The sequence below is a fragment of the Paucibacter sp. KCTC 42545 genome (assembly GCF_001477625.1).
GTDB lineage: Bacteria > Pseudomonadota > Gammaproteobacteria > Burkholderiales > Burkholderiaceae_C > Paucibacter_A.
The window spans coordinates 1981998-2006444 of record NZ_CP013692.1; the positions used below are offsets into that span (position 1 = coordinate 1981998).

The 24447-nt window shown below is 58.6% G+C and carries 18 protein-coding genes; 2 read left to right on the top strand and 16 right to left on the bottom strand.

Going from position 1 to position 24447, the window contains the following annotated elements; translation table 11 throughout:
- Positions 1–151: 151 nt before the first annotated feature.
- Both AT984_RS08780 and AT984_RS08785 read right to left on the bottom strand, forming a co-directional pair.
- Complete coding sequence (locus AT984_RS08780) at positions 152–1597, bottom strand: lipopolysaccharide biosynthesis protein (protein ID WP_082679895.1); 1446 nt, start codon at positions 1595–1597, stop codon at positions 152–154.
- Positions 1598–1625: 28 nt separating this feature from the next.
- A complete protein-coding gene (locus AT984_RS08785) occupies positions 1626–2882 on the bottom strand; it encodes a glycosyltransferase (RefSeq protein WP_058719778.1) in 1257 nt (418 codons plus the stop codon).
- Between the two features lie 373 nt (positions 2883–3255).
- Here AT984_RS08785 and AT984_RS08790 point away from each other — a divergent pair, with 373 nt between their 5' ends.
- Complete coding sequence (locus AT984_RS08790) at positions 3256–4755, top strand: asparagine synthetase B family protein (protein ID WP_231741598.1); 1500 nt, start codon at positions 3256–3258, stop codon at positions 4753–4755.
- A 22-nt stretch (positions 4756–4777) separates the two neighbouring features.
- Here the strand turns inward: AT984_RS08790 and AT984_RS08795 are convergent, their stop codons facing one another.
- The 14 genes from AT984_RS08795 to AT984_RS08860 all read right to left on the bottom strand — a co-directional run bounded on the left by AT984_RS08795 (position 4778) and on the right by AT984_RS08860 (position 22427).
- Positions 4778–5662, bottom strand: coding sequence for a polysaccharide deacetylase family protein (locus tag AT984_RS08795; protein WP_231741608.1), 885 nt, complete (start codon positions 5660–5662; stop codon positions 4778–4780).
- A 96-nt stretch (positions 5663–5758) separates the two neighbouring features.
- The gene (locus tag AT984_RS08800; protein ID WP_058719781.1) at positions 5759–7045 is read right to left on the bottom strand and encodes a putative O-glycosylation ligase, exosortase A system-associated; all 1287 of its coding nucleotides are present in this window, start codon (positions 7043–7045) and stop codon (positions 5759–5761) included.
- Positions 7038–8246: a glycosyltransferase family 4 protein gene (locus tag AT984_RS08805; RefSeq protein WP_058722187.1), complete on the bottom strand. Its 1209-nt coding sequence runs from the start codon at positions 8244–8246 to the stop codon at positions 7038–7040. Before AT984_RS08805 ends, AT984_RS08800 begins: the two co-directional genes overlap by 8 nt.
- Positions 8247–8274: 28 nt before the next feature.
- Complete coding sequence (locus AT984_RS08810) at positions 8275–9450, bottom strand: glycosyltransferase family 4 protein (protein WP_058719782.1); 1176 nt, start codon at positions 9448–9450, stop codon at positions 8275–8277.
- Between the two features lie 7 nt (positions 9451–9457).
- A complete protein-coding gene (locus AT984_RS08815; protein ID WP_058719783.1) occupies positions 9458–11407 on the bottom strand; it encodes an XrtA/PEP-CTERM system amidotransferase in 1950 nt (649 codons plus the stop codon).
- 206 nt (positions 11408–11613) lie between these two features.
- Positions 11614–13272 carry an exosortase A gene (gene xrtA / locus AT984_RS08820; RefSeq protein ID WP_231741610.1) on the bottom strand — a complete coding sequence of 553 codons (1659 nt, stop codon included), beginning with the start codon at positions 13270–13272 and terminating at the stop codon, positions 11614–11616.
- 11 nt (positions 13273–13283) lie between these two features.
- Positions 13284–14528 (bottom strand): TIGR03087 family PEP-CTERM/XrtA system glycosyltransferase, encoded by a 1245-nt coding sequence (locus AT984_RS08825; protein WP_058719784.1) that lies wholly within the window; start codon positions 14526–14528, stop codon positions 13284–13286.
- Positions 14529–14531: 3 nt separating this feature from the next.
- Positions 14532–15581 carry a FemAB family XrtA/PEP-CTERM system-associated protein gene (locus AT984_RS08830; RefSeq protein WP_058719785.1) on the bottom strand — a complete coding sequence of 350 codons (1050 nt, stop codon included), beginning with the start codon at positions 15579–15581 and terminating at the stop codon, positions 14532–14534.
- A complete protein-coding gene (locus AT984_RS08835) occupies positions 15582–16433 on the bottom strand; it encodes an XrtA system polysaccharide deacetylase (RefSeq protein ID WP_335338587.1) in 852 nt (283 codons plus the stop codon).
- A gap of 126 nt (positions 16434–16559) precedes the next feature.
- Positions 16560–17618 carry an XrtA/PEP-CTERM system-associated ATPase gene (locus AT984_RS08840; protein ID WP_058719787.1) on the bottom strand — a complete coding sequence of 353 codons (1059 nt, stop codon included), beginning with the start codon at positions 17616–17618 and terminating at the stop codon, positions 16560–16562.
- Positions 17619–17621: 3 nt separating this feature from the next.
- The gene (locus tag AT984_RS08845) at positions 17622–19172 is read right to left on the bottom strand and encodes a TIGR03016 family PEP-CTERM system-associated outer membrane protein (RefSeq protein WP_197418288.1); all 1551 of its coding nucleotides are present in this window, start codon (positions 19170–19172) and stop codon (positions 17622–17624) included.
- Between the two features lie 25 nt (positions 19173–19197).
- Positions 19198–20133, bottom strand: coding sequence for an XrtA-associated tyrosine autokinase (locus tag AT984_RS08850; protein ID WP_058719789.1), 936 nt, complete (start codon positions 20131–20133; stop codon positions 19198–19200).
- 1 nt (position 20134) lies between these two features.
- Positions 20135–21721: an XrtA system polysaccharide chain length determinant gene (locus tag AT984_RS08855; RefSeq protein ID WP_058719790.1), complete on the bottom strand. Its 1587-nt coding sequence runs from the start codon at positions 21719–21721 to the stop codon at positions 20135–20137.
- Positions 21722–21830: 109 nt separating this feature from the next.
- The gene (locus tag AT984_RS08860) at positions 21831–22427 is read right to left on the bottom strand and encodes an XrtA/PEP-CTERM system exopolysaccharide export protein (RefSeq protein ID WP_058722188.1); all 597 of its coding nucleotides are present in this window, start codon (positions 22425–22427) and stop codon (positions 21831–21833) included.
- Between the two features lie 253 nt (positions 22428–22680).
- Between AT984_RS08860 and AT984_RS08865 the strand changes: the two genes are divergently transcribed.
- Positions 22681–24282 carry an FAD-binding oxidoreductase gene (locus AT984_RS08865; protein ID WP_058719791.1) on the top strand — a complete coding sequence of 534 codons (1602 nt, stop codon included), beginning with the start codon at positions 22681–22683 and terminating at the stop codon, positions 24280–24282.
- Positions 24283–24447 lie beyond the last annotated feature (165 nt).

Genomic DNA, 24447 nt, shown 5'->3' on the forward strand with positions numbered 1-24447 from the left:
AACGCAAGCTGGCCGATCGCGGATTGGGATTCGGAATGACCCATCGGACACGCCGCTCACATTGACTTTGACTCTCGATCACTGGCCCTTACCTTTCGCTGTATAACTAGGTCGGAAGCTTGTCCTACTTCGAACAGCAACTCTCACCCGTTCACGTTTTAAAACTGAAGCCAAGTCGACCAGCCAAGCTCACCAATTCTTCTCGGATTGGGTGTTCGAACATAAATACCGCCACCACAAAACTCGGAATACCCCAACCGATGGCCATCAAGATGGAAGGCAGGCTGTGAACTGGATGCAAGCCAAACACCAAACAAGCGGCAACCGCTCCCAGAGATGCCACTACGCTAACTTTCGCACTCTGCCAACATACTGAAGCAAGCGCGCCATACGAGACGGCCAAGTGACTGCGCGTTTCCCGCAACCAAAGCCAGGCTGTTAGCGATGCCGAAACCAGCAGTGCCCAAGCCAAAGCCGATAAGCCCAAATACGCACCAAGGCCAACGAAGCCAACCGTCTGTGCTGAATTCAAGGCAATCACTTTCACGGTTGAATCCACTTTACCGGCCGCCAGTAACGCCGTACGACTAAGCGTAGACGGAACCATGAGGGCAGTCGCCACAGCCAGTATGCGCGTCGGGTCGACCGACTCGCCCCATTGATCTCCATATAAGAGTGAGATGACCGGGTCCGCCAAAATTGCTAAACCTAAACAAAATGGCCAACCCACAACCGTGAGGTATGACGTCGCCTTCAAAAGCGGTTTAGCAACAACCCCATCTTCCCGTGCTCGCCTAGCAAACCACGGCATGCAAACACCCAAAACCGCGTCAACGAAAAGCCGGTAAAACATTTGCACTAGTCCATTGGCACGCGAGTAGAAACCTACCGCCGCCGCATCTTGCAGTTTACCCAAGAGCAACTCGGGCGAGTAATTTGCCATATTGCTGATAAAAGAACTACCGGTCAGTTTAGAACCGAAGCTTAGAACTGTTCGTATCTCCTGGAGTCCGGGAAGCCAAGGAAACGACTGCGGGCGAAAATAGACTGCCACCATTGCACTCACAATAGTTGAACACAGTGATCCATAGGCCAAACTGATGGGCCCATGGCCGCGCCAAGCTAGCCACATCGACAATAAAGCTCCAGTCAGAACTGAGGCGAACCGCATTATCGCCAGAGCTTGAAACCTCATTTCGCGCACCAACCAGGCGTTCGTCAAAGATCCAAAAGGGTTGACTGCATAGTTGACCGACACCACCAGCATGATGTCGCGCATTCGGGGCTCCTGATAGAACCAAGCAACCGGGTAAGCGGCACACAGGATCAATAAAGCCAATCCAATCCCTAGGCCAAGCTGGAGAGCCCAAACAGCGCGAATGTGGTCTTCCGTCAAGGTTTTTTGTTGAACCAAATACTGGCCAGAGTTGAAGTCTCGGACTGTATTGGCGAAGATCAACAGCACCATGGTGACTGAAAAAATACCTATCTCAGCTGGCGTCAATAAACGCGCAAGCACCATGGACGAACCGACCGTGATTAGCAGACTTGCATAACGATCCAGAAATGAGAAGAAAAGCGAACTTCGAGTTGTCATGAGAATCAGGCCTAGCCCACTAACTTAATTATTTAGGCGAACAAATATGATCCAGCAATTTCGCCAGATCCTGTGATCGCGAATGTCTTGAAGCAGCCCGAACCGAATTAATGTCAGGCAATGCAGCGGCCCCTACATGCAATTGACCCAGCCAACGAGGTAAGGCCGTGGCGATGGCATCAATAGAGTCCAAGTCTACGATTTCATCCAGTCCTGCCGAGCGCAAAACGGAAGCGGTGTCGCCGCTGGGATCAGTCAAGCAGAACACCGGCCGACCCGCCCGGAAGTACTCATAGACCTTGGCCGGGATTTGGCTATTGCAATTCCCTGCCTGCATAAGCAACAAGCCATCCACTGACATCATTTCCGCCAAGGCTTCTTCATAGGGCAAAGGCGGGCACAGTTCGACAAAATCCAACACGCCCGCCGCCGTAGCCATTTGCATCAATTCCTGCTCATGGGCTGAGCCGCGAAAGCGTAGGCGCAATTGTGTGGAGTTCAACTGCCCACTAGCAGCCAAATATGCCAGCGCGGCGAACAAGGGTCGCGGATCCCGCTCCCATGGGTAGACAATGCCACTGTGCAGCAAGATCAAAGGAGCTGCAGGTTTGACGCCCCCCACGGTACTCACCAAATGTGCCGCAGGTACGAGTTTCTTTTCTGCGGCCAAAAAACTCGCCTCGTCGTACCCGTTTTCTAACAAGGAAATATCGTCTGCCCGTTTTGGATATCTTTGGCGGTAATAGGCCAATGCGCCTGGCGTGGTGAATGTGCAATGGCGAGCCTGATCAAAAACAGTTTGCTCCACCCGACGGTATGCGGCCCAGGCCTCCGGGTCGGTGGGATACCCATCCTGCGCCATCGGATCACGAAAATCGGCCACCCAGGGCAAGCCGGATTTGCGCTGCAAATCCGCCGCAATCAAATGCGCCGTCGCAATCGGGAACGTGGACCAGATCAGGTCAGGTTGATAGCGCTTGATCATCTGCAGGCCTTGGCGCACCGCATCAAAGCGCCAACTCAGCCAGCGATCGGGGCGCGCCATCCAGCCAGGGTAGCGGCCAAAAATTGATAGCTGCCGCGCTGTATCCAGGGCAAAAGCACGCTGGACCACCAAGTCGGGGGGGATCTCAGAGAGCAAATCCGCGCTGGTACTGGGGTAGGCTCTTGGGTTGGCGCTCAGGACCAGAGGCTGCCAGCCCAGCGCAGGCAAATGCTGGGCGAAGCGCAAAGTTCTTTGGATGCCGCTGCTGCCCGCCAGAGGCGGGAAATGGTAGGCAATCATGAGAACTCGACGATTCAATGGGGCTCCGGGGAAAATCTGAAGCTGATGATACTTGAGCGAAACCCTGAATTCGCCCCCGTAAAGAAAGGGCAATCAAGTGATGCCTCGCTCATATCGCGGCAACGGCCATCGGTTATATTCGCTCGGCATTTCCGATACTGCGCCACCTGTGTAAAAACTCCCAGTTTTTTGATAAAGAACGCAAATGACAGCACTTTCCCGCGCATTGTTGACCGGCAACCCACGTTTCAGTGCTGCGAAACAGCCACAGGTGCAGGGCACCCAGAGCCTAGAAGCCGCGTGGCGACAGGCTTTTGCCAACGCAGGCCCAGCGCAGGTACTGGCTGGCATTGAAGGCAGTTTTGCTCTCGGCATGGATCTTGACGACGGCCGGACGGTGCTGGCGGTGGATCGCTTTGCCATCGAAACCCTGTGCTACCGGGTAGTTGGCAATGAGTTGCGTTTTGCCAGCCGGGCCGACGAGTTGGCCAGCGGCGCCGAAATCGATCCGCAGGCGATTTACGACTACCTCTACTTCCACGTCATCCCGGCGCCGCGCACCATATTCAAAGATGTTTTCCGCTTGCCCGCCGGCCACTTCGCGGTTTTCTCACAAGGCGAGCTCAGCGTTCAGCCCTTCTGGACCGCCGATTTTCAGCCTCTCAGCAAGCCGGATTTCGGCACGCTCAAGTCCGAGTTTTTGCAGACCCTGGCTGATTCGGTGCTGTCCCAGTTGGATGGCGGCAAAGCGGCGTGCTTTTTGAGTGGCGGCACCGACAGTTCCACCATCGCCGGCATGTTGGCACGCGTCAGCGGCAAAAAGCCCGCCAGCTATTCCATCGGTTTTGAGGCCGAGGGCTATGACGAGATGGAATATGCCCGTCTGGCCGCCAAACATTTCAACACCGAACACCACGAGTACTACGTCACGCCCAAAGACCTGGTGCAGAGCATTCCCTTGGTGGCGGGTTTCTACGACCAGCCCTTTGGCAACTCCTCTGCCCTGCCCGCTTATTACTGCGCCATGATGGCCAAGCAAGACGGCGTCACCAAGATTTTGGCAGGTGACGGCGGCGATGAGCTATTCGGGGGCAATACCCGCTATGCCAAGCAAAAAGTTTTCGGCGTCTACGATGACATTCCCCAAGGCCTGCGGACGGCGCTTGTCGACCCGCTGCTCCTGAACCGCGCGGCCGAAGCCACGCCGCTCTTGCGCAAGGCGAGCAGCTATGTGCGCCAGGCCAAGGTCCCAATGCCTGGCCGCTTTCAAACCTACAACCTGCTGGAACGTCTGGGGGTCGCCGAGGTTCTATCACCAGCCTTCCTCCAGTCGGTCGATCAAGCTAGCCCGCATGACCAGCAGGCCCAGGTCTGGGCGGAGCCCAAAGCCGATCATCTGGTGGACCGCATGTTGGCCTTCGATTGGCGTTACACCCTTGCTGAAGCCGACCTACCCAAGGTTCGCTGCACCACCCAGTTGGCCGGCTTGAAGGTGGGCTTCCCCATGCTGGACGGCCGCATGCTGGCCATCGCGCTCAAGCTGCCACCGCAGTACAAGCTCAAAGGCTTGAAGCTGCGCTGGTTCTTCAAGGAAGCCCTGCGCGGATTCCTGCCGGATGAAATCATCACCAAGAAGAAGCAAGGCTTTGGTCTGCCCTTCGGCGTCTGGTCCACCCGCAATGCAGAACTGAAGGGTTTGGCGGCGAGCTCGGTGGAAAGCTTGGTGGCGCGAGGCTTAGTCAACAATACCTTTGTGCGCCAATTGCTGGATCAGCGCCTGGCCGAGCACCCGGGCTATTACGGCGAAATGCTGTGGATCTTGATGATGCTTGAGCAGTGGCTCCAGCAGCACGCGCCTAGCTACAAGATTTAAACAGATCGGGCCTGCCGCCCTATCAGGCCAGCAAGTTGCGCATCAAGCGCAGACCAAATGCGCCTTTGCTGCTGTCCCAGGGCGTGAATCGCTGAAGCTGCAAAGGGTCTGCCCCGGGGCCTGAAGCGCCCCAGGTGGTGGACACCGCGGTCTTGAAGCCCAGATCACGCACCATGTCCACATGCTCGGGCAAATAGTCCCGGCCGGGCTTGCCATTCGGGTAGGCGAACAGGCTGCAATCCTGTGCCAGCAAATCCTCCAAATAGGCTTTGCTGTCGTGGATTTCCTGCCGAGCAATCTGAGACTCAGTTCTCGCCAAAATCGGATGTGAAACAGTGTGCGCGCCGATCTGCATACCCGCATCCCGCAAGCGTCGCACGCCGTCCGGCCCCATCATCAGTTGCTCTTCTAAGCGCGCGCCGCTGCGTTCGAGCAAATCTTCCGAGGCCGCCAAACGCTCGGCAATGGGCAGGTATTTGATCTTGCCAATGATGGCGTCGATGGCCGTGCGGCGCGTTGCTGCATCTCCCATGGCATAACTGCCATGCGCACCGAAGTCCAACTCGGGTTGGCGGCAATGACGAACGGATTCAATCACCGTGTCATTCCACATGCGACCACCTTGCAAAAAACCGGTCGCAATGAAGAAGGTCGCAGGCAATCCGTGCTTTTGCAGAATAGGCAAGGCGACCTGGTGGTTGTCGGCGTAGCCGTCGTCGAAGGTGATACAGCACGCCCGCGCCGGCAGCCGCCCTTCTGCCAACATCTGCCCCGCCTGATCCAGAGGCAGCACCTCAAACCACTGCTTCAGCCAAGCGCAGATCTGATCAAAGCGCTGCGCATGAACGTCGTCGGGGAAGATCTCATCCGGCCTAGGCAATACGCGATGAAAAATCAGAATCGACAAGCGACCACGCGCCGCGGTTGCGGAAAGAAGTTGAAAACCCAGACGCATGAAATCCATAGACGAGCGGAAAAGTAGTAGTCCTGGCGCTAGCAGGGTTCAAGCAGACGCAGAGGGATTCAAACCGAGTTTGGCAGCAGGCGAATCCTCTTTGGCTTTGCCATCCATCAGCCGGCAAGCCAGCACGACCAGAATCAAGATGTTGTAGGGCAAGTCGTAGTAGGAAAGACTCAGGAACGCACCACCAACGAAGTAGCCGACCAAACTCACCTGGCACATGGCCCCCAAGTCGGACATCCATTTATCTTCAGCTGAACTACTTTGATTGCGGTAAAGCCGGCCTGCCGAGCGCCAAACAAAAAACCAGAGCAACAAGAAGAGAAAAAGTCCGACAAAGCCATGCTCACCCAACACCATGAAATAGATGCTGTGCGCCGCATGCACATCATTGGGATCAGGCGCATACAAGGCGAACAGGGAGGCTGAGCTCACCATAAAGCCCCCGCCAAAGAAATTGTGCGAGGCCAGGTTGAAGGCCATCCACCAAGCGTTGATGCGCCCCCCGGCGGAAGTGTCTTGGTCGTAGGTCTTGATGGTTGACATACGTTCGGTCCAGCTATCGGGCATAAAAATGATCAAGGCCACCCCGAGAACCAGCAACACCAAGCCCATTTCCAGTTTGTGCTTGCCCCGCCACCACATCACCAGGGTCATCGCCGCGATCGCTAACAGGGCACCCCGCGACTGACTGCCCAAGGCAGAAGCTGCACATAAAACCATGGCGGCGCTGAACCCACGACTCGCCCACTTCGCCGAGGCTGGCAATTGCATCTGCAGAAAGCGAATCAATGGAATCACCATAATCAGGGCCAGGGCAATCTCGTTATTGCCCTCGATATAGCTGCCCTCCGGCCCCCAGACGCGATAGCTGCCCCCCGTGGCAAAAGTAAAGATGCCACCCTTCACACCGTAAAAACCGATAGACGCCACCAGGGTCCAAGTGAGAGCCATGATGTGCTTTTTGTTGTAGAGCACCAGCATGGCCACCAAGATCATGAAGTCGATCTTCATGACCCGGCTCCAGAGAACAAAACTGCGATCAAAGTAGACCGAAAACGGCAAGGTGATGCACATCCACAGCATGAATAGCATCAAAACACCGGACTCTCGGCTGACAAAGTAAGAAATCTTGTCCTTGGTGAGTAGGATGCCGAGCAAGGTTGAGCCAGCCATCGCGGCCGCTACTGGCAATTCACTCAAGCGCCAGCTGAAGGAATGTGGATTCATGATGCTGATCCAAGTCCATCCGATGATGCCGATCCAAGGGTGTCTGAACCCTTTGAACATCAGCCATAGCAAAACACTGGCAAGAACCAGATCACGCATCGCAAGCCTCAGACTGCATCGGCTTGCTCAGTTTGCTGAATAGGTCCAGCTGAGCCTGAGTGGTAGCGGCCCAGCTAAAGCCTTCGGCGAATCGGCGCACCTGGTTGCGATCAGGCATGGCGGCCAACAACTGCTCGAGCTCACCTGCAAAGGCAAGGCCTGTGCGTTCTTTCACCAGCCGCCCGGCTACCGGGTCCGAAACCACCTCGGGCGTACCCCAGATATCAGTGGCGACCACCGGGGTGCCGCAGGCCATGGACTCCAACAAAACGTTCGCCCAGCCCTCACGACTGGAGGCCAATATGAAGATATCGGCCGCGCTATACCAACGGTAGAGTTCGGCATTCGGCTGGGCACCGGGCATGCTCAGATGCTGGGCCACACCCAGCTTTTCGGCCAACTCCTGCAGACTTTTGCGCTCCGGGCCCTCGCCAACGATCACCAGCCTCGCATTGGGATAACGCGGCAACAGATGGGCCAGTGCCTCAATGGCCAGGTGGTGGCCTTTGCGCTCGATCAGATACCCAACCGACATCAGCAAGGGTGAGCCCTGCAGGCTCAGTTCCTCGCGGACTTGGGCCGGAGGCGACGGCCGGAAGCGTTGCAGATCCACGCCATTGCGCATCACGTGCAGGCGCTCCTCGGGGATATTCCAGCCGCGCAAAACATCGACCAGGGCCGAGCAGACGCCGATAGAGGCCTGCGCCGTGCGCGCCGCCCACTGGATCATCTTGCGCGGCAAGGTGTATTCGGGGATCAGGTTCAAATCGGTGCCGCGGGCGGTGATCGTCAGCGGCTTCTTGAAATGCCGGGCCAGCATGGCGGCAGCCACGCCATCGGGGTAGTAGTAGTGCGCATCGATGACATCGAAGTCAAAGCCTTCATCCAACAACTGCTGGACCGCCGCCTTGGCGCCAAGATAGAGTCCCAAGGGCGCTAGATTCATGCCGATCTTGGGCAGCAGGCCGTAGCGCGGATGCAGGGCCTCGATGCCGTTGCGATGCTCACGCGCCGGGGTCTTGGCCATCAGGGCGTACTCGCCATAGCGCGCGTCGGTGGAGGGGAACCATGGCACGGGCGCCACCACGCGGGACTCGATCTGGCCGCTGGCAATCAGCTCGCGCAAACGGGTTTCGACAAAGATGCCATGGCCCGGCCGCACGCTGCTGGGATAGAGCGTGGAGAAGGTCAGAACACGCAGTTTTCTGGGCGAGGTCACGGCAGCAAGCTCACTTCTTCTTGTTTTTGTTTTGCAGACTTTGAAACAAGCCCAGCACGCGGGCCGCATGCTGCACCCAGGTCAGCTGCTTGGTGGCGATCACACTGACAGCAGCCGCTGCCACCCGCTCGCGCAGGCTAGCGTCTTCACATAGTTGATCCAGGGCTTTCTCGATGCCATTGGCGTCCAGCGGGTCGTAGAGCACTGCATCGACACCGGCCGTCAGAATCTCGTGGTGATTGGGCTGGTCGGGTGCCACGATGGCCTTGCCCAGGGCCAAGTACTCGAACAAGCACAGGGGCGAGGCATAGGGCACTAGGGCAGTTTGCAACGCAATGTCAAAAGCCATCGACAAAGCTGGCACCTGCTCGCGTGGCACCGCGCCAGTAAAGCTAAGTCGCTCGGCAACGCCCAGCTGGCGGGCGCAGGCTTCGATTTCAGCGCGCGCCGGGCCGTCACCAATCACCATCAGATGCACGGGATAACGCGGCGCCTGCTTGGCCACCCAGGCCATGATGCGGTCCAGCCGGTCCCACTCGCGCACAAAACCAGTAAAACCCACCACCAACTTGCCCCGCAAGCCCTGACCAGCCTTGGCTTCGTCCTTGCTAGGCAGATGCTGGTAATGCGCCAGATTGATGGCATTGGGGATGACGTGGATGCGAGCCGCATCCAGCCCTTTGGCGACCATATAGTCGGCCAGCACCTGGGTCACCGGCAGCAGCAAATCAGCCTGCTTCCAGACATAAAGCTCGGCCCAATCGGCCAGACGCGGCCAGGACAGGCCGCCGTACTCGCGCCGCTCCACCGCCATCGGCGCATTAACCTCCAAAATCAGCGGCAGCTTGAAGCGCTTTTTGGCCCAAATGCCGGCCAGCAGATAAAGGTTGTAGCGCTCGTAAATGCCTTCCGGTTGGTGCTGGCGGATGGCCGCGCTCAGGCGACGAAAGGCTACCCAGGAATAAGCCAGCTCGGCCAACTCGTAGAGCTGGCGCGGCAGCAAGGCCTTGAGCCGCCCCACCCAGCCGGGGCTACCGCCACCGGCTTCTGCCGGGCTGTCGGAACCGACAGAGGGCGCGCATTCGATAACCTCGGCACCCAGGGCGCGTAGGCCCAAAATCATCTCGGTGATGTGGGTGGATTGACCGTCTTTGGAAGCCGTGCGGTGGTGGTAAAGAATCTTCATCCTGCGCTCAGACCCCAACCATCTCATTCACTGGCGCGGCCTTGGGAAGACCGCTGGCGGCGCTGCCGGCCATCACATTGCGCAGGAAGGCGTCATACATCAGCAAACTCCACAAGGGCGTGCTGTGATCGCGCGAGCCGCCCTCGTGCTGCTCGACCATCTGCGCGATCGTCGCTTGATCGAACATGCCGGATTCAGCCAGCGGCCCAGACAGCAAGGCCTCGCGCACCCGCTGGCGCAAGGGTCCACGGAACCAGCGCGCCAGGGGCACGGCAAAGCCCATCTTGGGGCGATACATGATGTCGTTAGGCAGATAGGGTTCCATCGCCTTCTTCAGCAGGAACTTGCTCTCGCCATTGCGGATCTTCAGCGAGGAAGGCAAGGTGCCCAGCCATTCGACGATCTCGTGATCCATCAAGGGCTCGCGCACCTCCAGCGAATGGGCCATGCTGGCGCGGTCCACCTTGGTGTTGATATCGCCGACCAAATAGGTCTGGGTGTCGATGTACTGAATCAAAGCCAGCGGGTCGTCGGTTCCGGCATTGGCCGCGTGGCGGGTGAAGACCTCGCGGGCGGTGTAGCCGCCCAGCTCGGCCTTGAAGGACTTGCTGTAAAGCCGTGAGCGATCCGCATCGCGCAGCAAGCTCATACTATGGAAATAGGCTTGCACCGAATCGCGCGCCAGGGCTTCGAACGTGGTCTTGGCGCGGAAGACGCGCGGTGCCCAGTCGGCTTTTGGGTAAAGCTGACCCAGGGTGCCAAACAAGGGCCGGCGCAAACCCAATGGCATGGCTGAGCGCATGCGCTCTTCCATCAGATGCAACTTGTAGCGGCGGTAGCCGCCAAAGGTCTCGTCGCCACCATCGCCCGACAAGGCCACGGTCACATGCTTGCGGGCCAGTTGGCAAACCCGGTAGGTGGGGATGGCTGAGCTGTCGGCATAGGGCTCGTCGTAGAGCCGCGCCAAGGTATCGATCAGGTCAAAGTCATCGCTCTGCACCGTCTCGACCCGGTGATTGGTGTGATAACGGTCCGCCACCGTCTGCGCGAAGGCGGCTTCGTTGAAAGCCGGGTCCTCAAAGGCGATGGAACAGGTGTTGACCGGGCCGCTGGACTGCTGAGCCATCATGGCAACGACGGCGCTGGAATCCACGCCGCCGGAGAGGAAGGCACCCAGCGGCACCTCGGCAATCATGCGCAGGCGGATGGACTCCTGCAGGCGCCGCGTTAGCTCTTCGCAGGCCTCGGCGTCACCAATCTTGGCATCCAGCGAGAAGCGCACATCCCAGAAGCGACGAGGCTCGCCGACGGCCTCACCGCGGCGAATCAGCAAAGTATGGGCCGGCGGCAGCTTTTTGGCCTGCTTGAAGATGGTGCGCGGTTCGGCCACATAGCCCAGGGCGAAATACTCTTCCACTGCCAGCGGGTCGATGTCGCGGCGCAGGCCGCCGTGGGCCACCAAAGACTTCAGCTCGGAGCCAAATAGCAGAGTGCCGTCGTCCAGCAAGGCGTAGTAAAAAGGCTTGACGCCCAAGCGGTCGCGCGCCATGAACAAGGTCTGCTTGTTGCGGTCCCACAGGGCGAAGGCGAACATGCCGCGAAAGCGCTGCACGCAGTCCACACCCCAGGATTCCCAGGCGTGGACGATGACCTCGGTATCGCTCTTGGTCTTGAACACATGACCCAGGGCTTGCAATTCAGGAATCAGGCTTTGGTAGTTGTAGATCTCGCCATTGAAGACCACCACCACAGACCCGTCCTCGTTGAACAGCGGCTGCTGTCCCGTGGCGATATCAATGATGGACAGGCGGCGGTGGCCAAAACCCAGTCCGGGCTCCAGATGAAGGCTGCCTTCATCTGGGCCACGGTGATGCTGCGAATCGTTCATTCGCTGCAGCACAGCTGGCGAGATATCCCGAGGGCCGCGCGTATCAAAAATACCGGTAATGCCACACATAGTTAAGCTCAGTCCTAATTGGGGTACTCAAGGCCGTTTGCGGCTTAGCGTCGGGGACCAAATACTGGCCAAGCCCGCATCATGAGTTCATGCTGCATTGTGCTTTGGCCTGCAGGCGATCCAGGCCACGATCATCCCGCGTTCAGGGTGCCGAACCACGCACATCCAAGCAAACGCCACATCCTCGGGCTTGACGCGGCCTGAGCTCATGGCACGGGTGTCCGCAAGGGCTGCGTAGCGGCAGCAGTCGGTTTGGCCCGGCCATCGCCTACCAGGGCAGCGTCACGAGTGGTCTTCAGCAGCGAGGCAAGGACATCGAGGTTGTCGAGCGCGAAAGCGCTCAGCAAGGCTTCGTCGGGCCCTAGCGTGGATTGGTCGGCGTAGAACACCAGTACAGCGGCGTCATCTCCACGGCCGATCAGTCGGTCAAAGGCGCCGTACAGCTTGGCCTGCCAGTCACGCGTCAACAGACGACCATTGACCCAGTAAAGCTGCCACACCCGCAGTCGGCTACCTGCCACGCCCTCATGGCCCATGTCCTTGCGACGCAATTCCGCCGTGCGCACACGCATGGAGTAGCCGGGGCTTGCCTGTTCACGGCTGCCTGAGGCAACCTGGCTCCAGACGGCATCTTTTGACGTCACCAGCACATTGTTCGAGCTGATCAGCTTGCTGTTGAAGCTTTGGTGGCGGTAGTAAGCGAGGTACAGGCCGACCGGGGCCTCCCCGGACTTGGCATAGCTGGCTTGTAGAACTGCAAGCGGATTCTCAAAGGCCGGCGTAAACACCGGCGCCGGATCGGCCCGCAGAGCCCAGCCTTTGGCACTCAGGTCGGGTGCGGCCAAGGTCAACTCGGCCGAACTCGCGTTCGCCAAGATCGAATGAAGCAGGAGATGCGGAGTGGTCAGCAGCACCAACAGGGCTGCCACGGCAAATCCAGTCTTGGCTACTGCAAAGCGACCTCTGCCGGCCTCGACCAATGAGGCCGCGGCTTCTACTTTCTGTGTGCCCCCTTCAGCCTCGTCGTTAGCTTCAACATGCTGCGCATCGGGCTCCGACCAGCGGGCGCCAATCATGAACATGGCCAGCATGACGACGCCGAAAAAGATCCAGCCGTACACCAAATGATCGGCGCCAGCCGCGAGCTTATTGCCGGAAATATGGCCCAGCAGCACGATCAGGTAGGCGCGCACCCAGTTGGCAGCCAAGGGCAGGACGATGGACACACCGACAAAGATCCAGCGGCGTGTGTGTGAGCGGTAATTCAGATAGGCGAACAAAGTACCCACCATCACCGAGGCCATCAGATAACGGATGCCGCTGCACGCCTCCACCACCGACCAATTGCCCGAAGGGATGACGAATTGCAAGCCTTCACGGAACACGGGAATGCCGCTCAGTCGCAAAGCAGTGACAGTGAAATCAGCTGTCCACGCCATCAACTGAGGCATCACGAATTCACCGAAAGGCACGGCGAAAAACAAGAAGCCCAAGGGGAAAGTAATGCTGCGCGCCACTTCCCAGCCCAGGGTGGCGGGCACCAAGAGCACGATCAAGCCGACCAGCGCAAACTGGGTGGCGGCATTGACCACGGCCAATTCCGCAAACAACCACAGCGCACACAGCACGGCAATGAACAGCAGGCACAGCGGTGCCGGGCGCGGGGTCAAACGCGCCAGCTGAGCGCGCTGGCGCCAGATCAGCCACAGCGAGATGGGCGGCACCACAAAGGCATGGGCAAAGGTTTCGGAGCGATTCCAAATCTCCACCATGGCCAGGCCGGTATCCCTGAACAACCACAGCAGCGCCAACAGGCCCAAGAGAAAGCCAGGCAAGGCGGCTTGCCACGCTTTTGATAACTTCAAATCTGATCGCATCATGCAGCTTGGGTCTCGGTGCTCGCCATGGCCTGAGCGAGATGGCGGTCAAGTCCGGCCAAATGGGCGTCCCAGCTATAGCTGGCTTGAACACGGGCGCGGCCGGCAGCCCCGATGCGGGAGGCCAGCTGCGGGTCGGCCAGCAGGGCGCTCAAAGCCCTCACAAAGTCGGCAGGCTCGGCTGCTCCCATGAGTTCTTGGCCATCCACCGCATCAATGGCTTGAACGCAACTCTGCGCGGCCACCACGGGCTGACCCATGGCCATGGCCTCCAAGATCTTGTTCTGAATGCCGCGCGCCAAACGCAGTGGCGCCACCACGGCTGCGGCATGCTGCAGATACGGACGTACATCAGGAACAGTGCCAGACACCGAAATGCCCTCCCCGGCCAAGGCCTGCACGGCCGGCGTCGGGCTGCGGCCCACGATGTGAAAGTGCAAGGCAGGCCACTGCGCCCGCAAGCTCGGCAAGACTTCAGCAGCGAACCAGGTCACGGCATCCGCGTTCGGCCAGTAGTCCATCGCGCCGGTGAATACCAGCGGCAACTGCCCGGCGGGAAAAGGCGATGGCCGGTCCTCCGCGGGGGAGAAAAACTCGGCATCAACGCCATTGCAAAGCGACTCCACCGCGGCATGGCGCCCCGGCGTCAGCTGCCGGAACAGGGCCACCTCTTTATCGGTGACGAAGAATGAACAAGCTGCCTTGTCGGCCTTATCCGCTTCGAAAGCCAGCAACTGCCGCCCCTCCCTGCGATACAGCCAGGACATGGGCCAAGAGCGCGAGTTGGCGTAGTCGGCCCATTTGGCGGAGTCGACGTCCACAAAGTCGATCAACACCGGCACAGCCGCCCCACCCCGCTGCAGGCCTTGCGCGTGTTTCACGTATTGCGCCATCGGCGACGAAAACACGATGACCGCATCAAAGCCATGCGCCTGAGCCATCTCTTGAACCCAGCGGCTCATGCCGGCATCGCGGTAATAGGGCAAGCTCAGGGCTTCGCCACTGAGCAGCCCTTGCAAGGACTTCAACTTGGCCAGGCCAGGCTGAAGCTCGCCCACATACAACTCAGTGCAGTAGTCCCGCACCTTCGCGATGTACTGCCGGTCATCCGGGTCATCAACAAAGGTCGCCAAAAACACCTGATGCCTGGCGGCCAAGTGTTTGAGTAAATGAAAGGAGCGGACCTTGTCGCCCTTGTTGGGCGGGTACGGCAGGCGGTGGACCAGGTAGAGAATCTTGGCCATCGCTCAGGCAAGGTTACGCACGATAAAGGGGCCCAACCAATTAGCCACGCCGAGGGGCAGCTTGCGCCAGGCCTTGATCAGCAACTGGTACTTGGCGTTGGAGGGATTGTTCTGCGGCACGCTGTCGCGTTTGAAGAGCTGGTACTCGTAGTGCAGCGGCGTCGGCTCAAAACCCCAGTTCTTCTTGAAGGCGTAGGAGCCTGTGCCCTGCTTGCTGCGCCCATAGTCAAACACCTTGAACCCCTTGGCACAGGCGCGCCGCATCAGCTCCCAGTACTTGAAGTCATTTGCGGCCAAGTCGCGCGCCGACTCGTCATCGCCGGCGTAATAAGGCAGGACCTCGTCGCGGAAGTAAAAACTCAGCACCGAACTCAGAGCGCGGCCTTTGTCGTCAGTGACGGTGAGCACTTCAGCGTCCGGCCCAAACTCATCCAGCAAGGCTTGGAAATAGCGCTTGGGCATGGCCGGTGTGCCATGGCGATGCACATTGTCGGCATAGAGCGCGAAGAAGCGCGAGGCGTCCGCATCGATATGGCTTTGCAGGCCATTCTTCAGGCCTTTGCGCACCATGGCGCGTTGCTTGCGGGGGATGGCCAGCATATTGGCCTCTTCCTCCGCGAAGATCTCCTTGCGAAAGGTGACGTAGAGGTCTTGCTTAGGCCAGTCAGGATGCTGTGGACTGGTGTTGCGGTATTCCAGATGATCGACACCCAGGCTCAAGGCGATGCGATGGGCCTCTTGCTCCAAGCTCAGCGCCACTTGAGGGTCGTCGGCCACCACGCCGCCGTAAACGGTGAAGGGCAAGGCCACCAAGGAGTGCCCGAACAAGCGGCTCTTGACCTGCCCTAGCGGCAAGACGCCAGCGATCTCGCCCGCCCGTTCGGCATAGAGGAAAAAGCCCTGATGGCGAAACACATCTTCCACCATTCGCAACCAACCGGCGCGGTGGAAAAACGTGGCCTGCGGGCTGGCGAACACAAAGGCGTCCCAGCGTTTGGCATTGGCACTATCGCCTGACTGAAGGCGCTTGATCTGGACGTCGGCAGGGCTCATTCAGGCAGCAGCGGCAAGTGTGAGAGACTGAGCCACAGACGGCTGAGCCAGAAAAATTTCGTCCATTCGGCCCCAGGAAAAATCGCTTAGCAATTGAGCAATGCGGCCATGGGTGCGCGGGATGTTGACGTAGTGCCGGAACCGGGTTTTGCCGTCGATGCCGGCCACACGCGGCTGTTCGGTGTCGATCTCCCAAGGGTGGAAATAGAACACTGCGGGCTGCTGGTCGATCTCATTGACCTGGCGAATCATCCAGCGCGACAAGGCATAGGGCAGCAAACGGAAATAGCCGCCGCCACTAGAAGGAAAGTTGCGATTGAACTTGCGCAAGGTGGTCACCGGCACCTCTAGCAAGCCCTCACGCACCGGGTAGGCAAAGCGCGGTGAATCGGGCATGCCGTAATGGTCATGCTGAATCGGGTAGACGCTGGAGCTGTAGCGATAGCCCTGCTCCAGCAAGGTATCGAAAGCCCACAAATTACGCTCGCCGATGGAAAAACTCGGGGCGCGATAGCCCAGCACCGCTTGCCCGCCCAGGTCCTCCAGCAGCTTCTTGGCGCGGCCAATGTCCTCAGCAAAGGTCTGCGGGTTCAGATCACTGACCCGCTCATGGCCATAGCCGTGGCTGGCCAACTCATGCCCGCCCGCCACGATGTCGCGCACCAATTGTGGGTAGCGCTCAGCAATCCAGCCCAGGGTGAAGAAGGTGGCCTTGGTTTGGCGCTCATCCAGCAAGGCCAGAATGCGCCCGATATTGCGCTCGACCCTGCACTCACGCCCATCCCAATCGCTGCGCGCGATATAGGGCGCAAACGCCGAGACCTGGAAGTAGTCCTCCACGTCAATCGTCATGGCGTTGCGGATCGCCCCTGCCCTTGTTGCCATAAGCATAAAACCCCTGTTGTGCCGCCGGCTCGGCTCCCTTTGGAACCGCCGGTCTAGGCGTATTTGGAATTGAACTGCGCCGAGCCCTGAGACTCAGTTTGACTTGACCGCCTCCACCAGCTTTTGCAGCAAGGCCAGCGTTTGCATATTCACGCGCTCGAGGCGCACCAAGCTGTTCTCAATGCGCTGAAAGCGCTCGGCCATGGCTTCGTTGCCAAGGCTAGCAAACTCAGTTGACAAGCCTGCGACGTCGCCAGCGTCGAGGCGCAGGCGCGACAGATCCAAGCTCAGGTCTTGATCGGGCTGCTTGCCGGCCTCATTCGCAACCGCTTTGGTCGGCGCCAATTCCTGGGCGATGTCACGCAAGGCTTCATCCACTTCGGCCAAGCCCAAATGGGTCTTGCCGGCCATGAAGCCCAAGAGCAAGAGGCGGTCACACAAGGAGTTGATACGACGCGGGATGCCGCCGCTGGCCTTGTAGATGGCCGGAAAGGCATCGGCCTCAAAGCTCGGCTTGCCGGTACTGCCCGAGCATTTCAGGCGGTGCTCGATATAGCGCTGTGTTTCTTCCTCGTCCAGCGGGCCGATATGGCAGGTTGCTGCCACGCGCTGACGGAATTGCTCCATCTCGGGCCGCTGCAAGATGCCGCGAAACTCTGGCTGCCCCACAAGAAAGGTCTGCAGCAGGGACTGATTGCCGAATTGAAAATTCGACAGCATGCGCAGCTCTTCAACCGCCCGCGCCGTCAAATTCTGCGCCTCGTCCACGATCAGCAAGCAGCGCTTGCCATGGCTGGCTTGATTGACGAAGTAGGCCTCCAAGCTCATCAGCACTTCTGATTTCGGCAGATCCTTGACGCGCACGCCAAAGGCCGCACCGACCAAGCGCAAAGTGTCTTCCGCATCGACTTGCGTGGTGACCAGATTGCCGATCACCACATTGCTGCGATTAAGGCTGTCCAGCAAACCTCGCAAGAGCGTGGTCTTGCCGGCGCCGATTTCACCGGTGATGACGATGAACCCGTCATTGCGCAGGACGCCGTAATCCAGGTAGGCCTTGGCCCGCCGATGCTGTTTGCTGCCGAAATAGAAGTTGGGATCAGGGCTGAGCTGGAACGGCTTGCTGCTGAGCCCATAAAAGGATTCATACATGGGCTAGAACTGGTGAACGAGTGTGGCAAAAACCGCGTTTTCGCGGTAAGGCAGCAGCGGGCTATGAAAACGCGCCACCCGCCCGCCCAGCGAGACACTGGAGCGCGGGTTCAAACGCATGGTCCAATTCGCAGTCACTGAACGCAAGGTCGTGTTCGAAGTGCCCGGGGCATTCGCGTCACCCAGCGTTTCTGACTGTGTGTAGCTCACATTGGCACTGGTCGTAGGCGTCAAATTGCGCGCCAGATTGATGCTGCCATTGCGCTGGACGATATTGCCGGTTTGCCCAACCACACCACCCGGCGGCACGCCGTTACCCAACTGCTTGGTGGTGGACTGCGTGGCCGATGCCGTCAAGGTCGTGCGCAGCGCCTCAATGGAGAAAGACAAACCTTGCGTGCGCACCAAGGTCGGGCCGGCATTCAGATATCCACTTGAGCCCGCAGCACCCGCGCTCAGACCTAACTCGCTCAGGGTTTGGCGGACTTTGGCATCACGCTTAACCGGATCCGGCTCAATCGACGCGTACTGGGTGAAGAGCAGATCGTAGTTCGTGTTTTGACCTGGCAAGCTGCCACTCGACTGAGTCGATACGTTTTGGGAATCGGACACCCGCCAAACCGACCGGGCCATCCGGTGCTCGAAGCTGAGCAGGTGCGAATTGCCATAGTCGTGGCTCTGCCAATCGGCCAGCAACGTGGTGCGTGGCGTCGGCTGCCAACTGGCGTTGACGCCATAACTATTGCCCCGAGTGGCGACACCCAGCTGATAGTCAGAACGCTCGCGCCCCGCATTGACCTTGAGCAGCAAGTCAACATCGGGCTGATACCTCAAACCCAGTGAAACCAAGGCCGTGTTGTTGTCCACGCCAGACTTGAAGTGCGAGCGCTGCGTGTTGCCATTGATCCACCACCCCACCTGACCAAGGCTGGCACTGTCCAGGCGAAAGTTGCTGCCGACCACGGTGCTATCACTCACCGACGTACCCTTGGCATTGGTTTCGGCATAAGTGCCGCGCAGCTCGTAGCTCGCCAAGCCGAACAAACGACCGCGCACAAAAGGCGAGAGATTGACGGTGGCAACCTCGGTGCTATTTGGGTTGTTGAGCGATTGATCAACGCTTTGCTGACCAAAGGCCGAAGTGAGTTGCTGTCCAATCGTGGCGCGCCCGTCCACGAACAGGAAGTTATCGATTAACTCCGCCACGCCGCTGGCCGTCAAGGACTGTTGAGTCCTATCCTTTTGTTCGCTCTTGCCATAGAACACGCCGCTGATGGCGTAGTCCAGCGAGCCCTTCAACATCCCCGTCCTGCTAGCCAGCGTGAGGCCCGGCGACAAGGTCGTTATCAAGGCCGCATCTTTGGCAACCGAGGACAAGGTATTGTTGTCGGTCCATGTCTGGCTGAGCGTCACCCTCGGCGTGAGAGAGGTGCCCGAGCGCCCCACTGCCGCCGCCTCCTGCGCCTGCGCCGTGGCGAGTGCAGCCAGACAAGCCACCAGCGTGCAGGCTCGGCTGACTCGATGCAGCGACGGCGTGTGCAGAAGGCTCTTCACCGCGAGCGGCAAAGCGTCATGCCGATCAGCTCTTGCTTGATTCACTGGCATAACCATAGCCGTAGCCGTATCCATAGCCATAGCCACCAATTGCGTTGGTGCTGGACTGGTTCAACAACATCATCTTCAGCGGGCAACTCTCGATCGCGGCAAGCGCTTGCATCACCGCGCTCTGCGGCGTCTTGCCGGCTTGCACGACCACCACGATCTGGCCCATATGCGAGGCCAGCACGCGCGACTCAGTCGTCAGCAGCAGGGGCGGCGAGTCAAAGATGATGATGCGATCCGGGTAGCGCTTGGCCATGTCATCGAGCAAGTGGCTCATCGCATCACTGGCCAGCAATTCCGTCGCCCGGGGGTGGGGTGTACCGCTAGGCAGCAGGGTGAGCTTGTCGACATTGGTGCGCAGCATCACGCTGGCCATATCAACAGAGTCCTCCAGTACATCCAGCAAACCCGGGCCCTGGGGCAGCCCCAACATGCGCAAGACAGAAGGTCGGGCCACGTCAGCGTCGACCAGCATCACGGTGTTGTCCATTTCCGCCGCAATGCTCAGCGCCAGATTCAGCGAAGTGAAGCTCTTCCCCTCGCCCGGCAGTGCGCTGGTCACCATGATCAGATTGGCGTGGTTCAGGGTAACAGCGCCCTTGCCCATCGCGTTCTTGATCAGCGGACGCTTGATCACACGGTACTGGTCCGCGAAATGGGAGCGGCCGGCATTGGGCGTCAAGAAACCCTGCTCGGCCAAGGCCGTGAAATCCAGATCCACGCGCTTGCTGGACGGGTGATGGGGCGTCTCAAGCGGCGCAGGCGCAGGGCCTAGCGCACTTGTCGCGAGGCCTGAGGCAGCCAAGCCGGTAGCAACCCCTGCACCATTGGCCTGCACATCGTCCGGCATTGACGCGCCAGCTTGGCGCAGTTGCTCAAGGCGTTGGGTGGCTTGCTCAATCAGGCTACTCATCTCAACCCACCTGCCGATTCATCAAAATTGCCATCACTGTGAGCCCGATGGCAAACAGCACAAAGAAGCTCGCCGATGCCACGCTGAAGCGGATCATGTCCATGCGGTGGCGCCGCCTATCCTCGTCGGTGGTCAGTCGCGTCACAACACCCAGGATGGGCAAATCCACCCGTGAACGCAACTCATTGACGTCGTGGAAAACCGGACGCAGTTGACTGCTGACAAAGGCGCCAAACATACCCAAGCCCAGGGCCAGGACCATCGCCACAGCCAACAACAGTAGTCGGTTTGGCGCCACCGGCTTGGGCGACACCCGCGGTGGGTCGATCAAGCGGAAATCCGCCACGCCCGAAGCCACATCCAACTCGCCCGACATCGCGGCCGACTCGCGGCGCGACACCAAGTCTTCGTAGTTCTTTTTGTGAATAGCGTAATCACGATTCAACTGGGCTCCCTCGGCCTCCAGTTGCGGCGCCGTCTTCACCGCGGCCATCGCTTGGGCATAGCGGCTGGAATACTCATCCACCCGAGCCTTCATCGCCGCCACCTGGACCTCGTAATTGGCCAGCAAGCGCCCCATTTCTTGAAACGCCAGGTTGGTATTGCCGGCCGAGCCCACGGTAGGTGCAGCCAATGCCGCCTTGCGCAGTTCGGCAACCTCTTTCTTCTTTTGCGCCTCGAGGTCCTTCAGCATCTTGCGGGCGCTGACGATATCGGGATGCTGCTCGGTGTAGCGCTGCAATAGTGCGTCGAGACTGCGATTTTGAACATCAATCCGCGCATCAATTTCTGGTGTCGACACTGCTGTTGCGGACTCTTGCAACACGCTTTGCACCGCACTTCCGCCAACTGAACCCTTGCGCTCTGCTTCCAGTTGACTCTTGGCAGCATCGCGCGCATTCACAGCCTCGCGATAGTCGAGCCGGGCACGCTCAAGTTGCGCACTGATTTCACCCAAACGGGATGCGGAATCCTTGCCATCGCCCGACATGGTTTGAATATTGCGCAGGCGGAACTCTTTTAAGCGAGACTCAGCCTCTTCCAACTTCGCTTCATAGCCCTTGATTTGCTCGTTGATGAAGGTCGTGGCAGTGGCCGTATCCTTGCGGCTAGAACCAAGGCTCGATTCCAGAAAAATCGAGACAAAAGACTGAACCACCCGCTTGGCACTTTCCTGATCGGTATCCCGATAGGCCAAGGTGTACAGGTTGTCGCGCGCCGTGCTTTGAATCGACAAGTTCTTGGTCACCGTCTCAATCGTTGCCTCTTGCTGGCTCTTGGACTGGTTCTTGAGGTCCAGATCCGCCATGCGAACCAACTTCTCGACATTGGGGCGGCTGATCAAAGTGCGGCTGAGCATCATCACCTGCTGCTCGACATTGGGTTGTACAGCCAAGCCCGTCATCAGCGGCTTCAGGATGGACTGCGTATCCACATAGATACGCGCGCTCGCCTCGTACCGGTCAGGCAAGACCAAGACGACAACGGCGCCAACCAGCCCGGCAATCCAAGCCACTGCCAAGCCGGTCCAGCGGTGCTTCCACATCGACTTCACGACGGAAAGCAACTGTGCAATCAACAAATCCATTGAGGCGACTTTTCAAGTTCAAAGCGAGGGAACCCGCGATGTCGACGAATCGAGAGAATCTAACCTAACTATTAGCCAAGCGCGGCGAGCGCAAGGCAATCAAATCAGCTCAAAACAAACTCTGCGGAATGATCAGGATATCGCCAGGTCGCATTTCCACATTCGCAGACACATCGCCGCGCTTGACCAAATCCTTCAGCCTTACCGAGTACTGTTTATTGCCCTCGCCGGAGCGAACAATCGTCGCCTCATTACCCGCGGCAAAGTCAGTCAAGCCGCCAACAGCAATCATGACATCGAGCACCGTCATTTTCTGCTTGTACGGCAAGGCCTGCGGCTTGGACGCCTCACCCACCACGCGAATCTGTTCGCTGTAAGGCCCAACAAAGCTGGTCACAATCACCGTAACCACCGGATCACGAACATATTTACCGAGTTGCTGTTCAATATCTCTGGCAATTTCCGTGGAATTCTTGCCTTGAGCCGTCAACTCATCGATAAGCGGCGTAGATATTTTTCCATCAGGCCGCACCGGCACACTCATCGACAATTCCGGATTGCGCCAAACAATGATATTGAGGGCATCACCCGGGCCAACGATATAACTATATTTTTCGCTCGCTGCGGCGCTTGGCGCGGGCGGGAATTTCGAGCCTACCGTACCGCATGCACTCAACGTCGAAAGTACAAGGCCAGCAAAAAGCATCCGCGACATGCCTACCACCGAAAAAAATGAAAGATTCTTCACAGACGCCGCTCCTTGTATTTAGCTAGCAAAATTGGGGGTACTCGCCTGACCATCTCCACTCCCAACAGCAAAAATATTTCAGCCAACTCTGAGCGCGCACGGCACTGCATGGCTAGGGGAATGATGCCACACTAGGCTTGCTCTTCCTTCGCCCTTAAGGCGACTTTTTACCGTTGCGACCACACACCCACTTGAATGAGGGGCCATTGACATGACCACCACTCACGCCGCAGCCATCAGCAGCTGGACCAAACTCCTTGGAGCAGCGCAAGTCCTGAGCACTGCGGCTGCGCAGCAGGCCTATGGGCTTGACACCACCGCCTCAAGTAGAAAGCTTGTGGCTGCACTCAAACCCAGCGCTAGTGAGCAAATTCCCGAAATTGTTCGTATTGCCAAGGCCAATCGAACCTCAATTTACCCAATCAGCACCGGCAACAACTGGGGCTACGGAACCAGCCTCCCTGCCGCAAACGACTGCGTACTGCTTGATCTCTCAGGACTATCCCAAATCAAGGAGTTCGATGCCGAATTGGGAGTAATCACCGTCGAGCCCGGCGTCACCCAAGGCATGCTGGCCAAGTTCTTGGATGAGGGCGGTCACGACTTCATGGTGCCCGTGACCGGCGGCGGCCCAAATTGCAGCCTGCTTGGCAATGCACTGGAGCGCGGCTATGGCGTAACCCCCCATACCGACCACTTCGGCGCAGTCACCCATATCGAAGCCGTCCTGGCGGACGGCAGCATTTACCGAAGCGGACTGCATGAAGCGGGTGGCATTGAGGTGGCCAAACTCTTCAAATGGGGAATCGGCCCCTACATCAACGGTCTCTTCACTCAAAGCGGCTTTGGCGTGGTTACCCAGATGACCATCTTGTTGGCACGCCGCCCACAATGCTCCAAAGTTTGTTTCTTCAGCATTCCCGACGACCAAATGCTCGAAGAGGCTGTGCGGCGAGTGCAACGTATTCTTCAAACCCTGCCGGGCATTGTTGGCGGCAGCAATTTGATGAATAGGCACCGCATGCTCGCAATGGCAGCCCCCTATCCCGCCACTCAAATTGGCCCCAACGGCCTAATTCCAGAGGAGGTCATTGCCGCGATGGGGCGTGAATATCAAATATTCCCATGGACAGGTTTTATGACCCTTTATGGCAGCAAGAAGGTCGTCGCCGCAGCACAGAAAGAGATTCGAAACATCCTGAAAGGATTTGCCAAGCGACTCGTCTTTCTGTCCAACGGCCAAGCCCAAGGCCTGGCCAAGCTGGCAAAGCTCATTCCTGGACGGCTCGGGCAGCGAGCCGGCAGCACTGCACAAACCCTTGCAAAGTCACTGGAACTAGTCGGAGGGCGCCCCAACGAAACAGCAATGCCATTGGCCTACTGGCGCAATCCAAACCCGCCAAAGGGGCCATCCCGTGACCCTGGCCGCGATGGCTCCGGCCTCATTTGGTACGCACCACTCGTCCCCATGAGGCCGCAAGCCGCACGCAGTTTCGTCGACATGGTGAAAGCGATCACCCATAGGCACGGCATCGAACCACTCATCACACTGACCAGCATCAGCGACAAGGTATTCGACAGCACCATCCCCATCCTCTTCGACCGCCAAAAGGAGTCCGAAACTGCGAACGCCAAAGCCTGCAACCAAGAGCTGCTGGACAGCGGCGCACTGCAAGGCTTTCTACCCTATCGGGTCGGCATATCAAGCATGCCCTGGCTTGCCGAGCGAATGGGGAGCGCGGGCAAGCTGAATCGGCAATTGCGGCAGTCACTGGACCCCGACAACATCATTTCACCTGGGCGCTACAGCTAATTTTGTCGGATTTTTTTACAAGTCAACTTCATCGCCAGCAAGCGCGCTCGCCACAAAGTCAATTTTCTCCAATGATTTCAAACACTTAACCATTTTCTTTAAGAGTTGGCACGGTTACTGCTTATCTTTGCTGCGAACGGGCAGTAGCCTTTTCAAATCACCTCA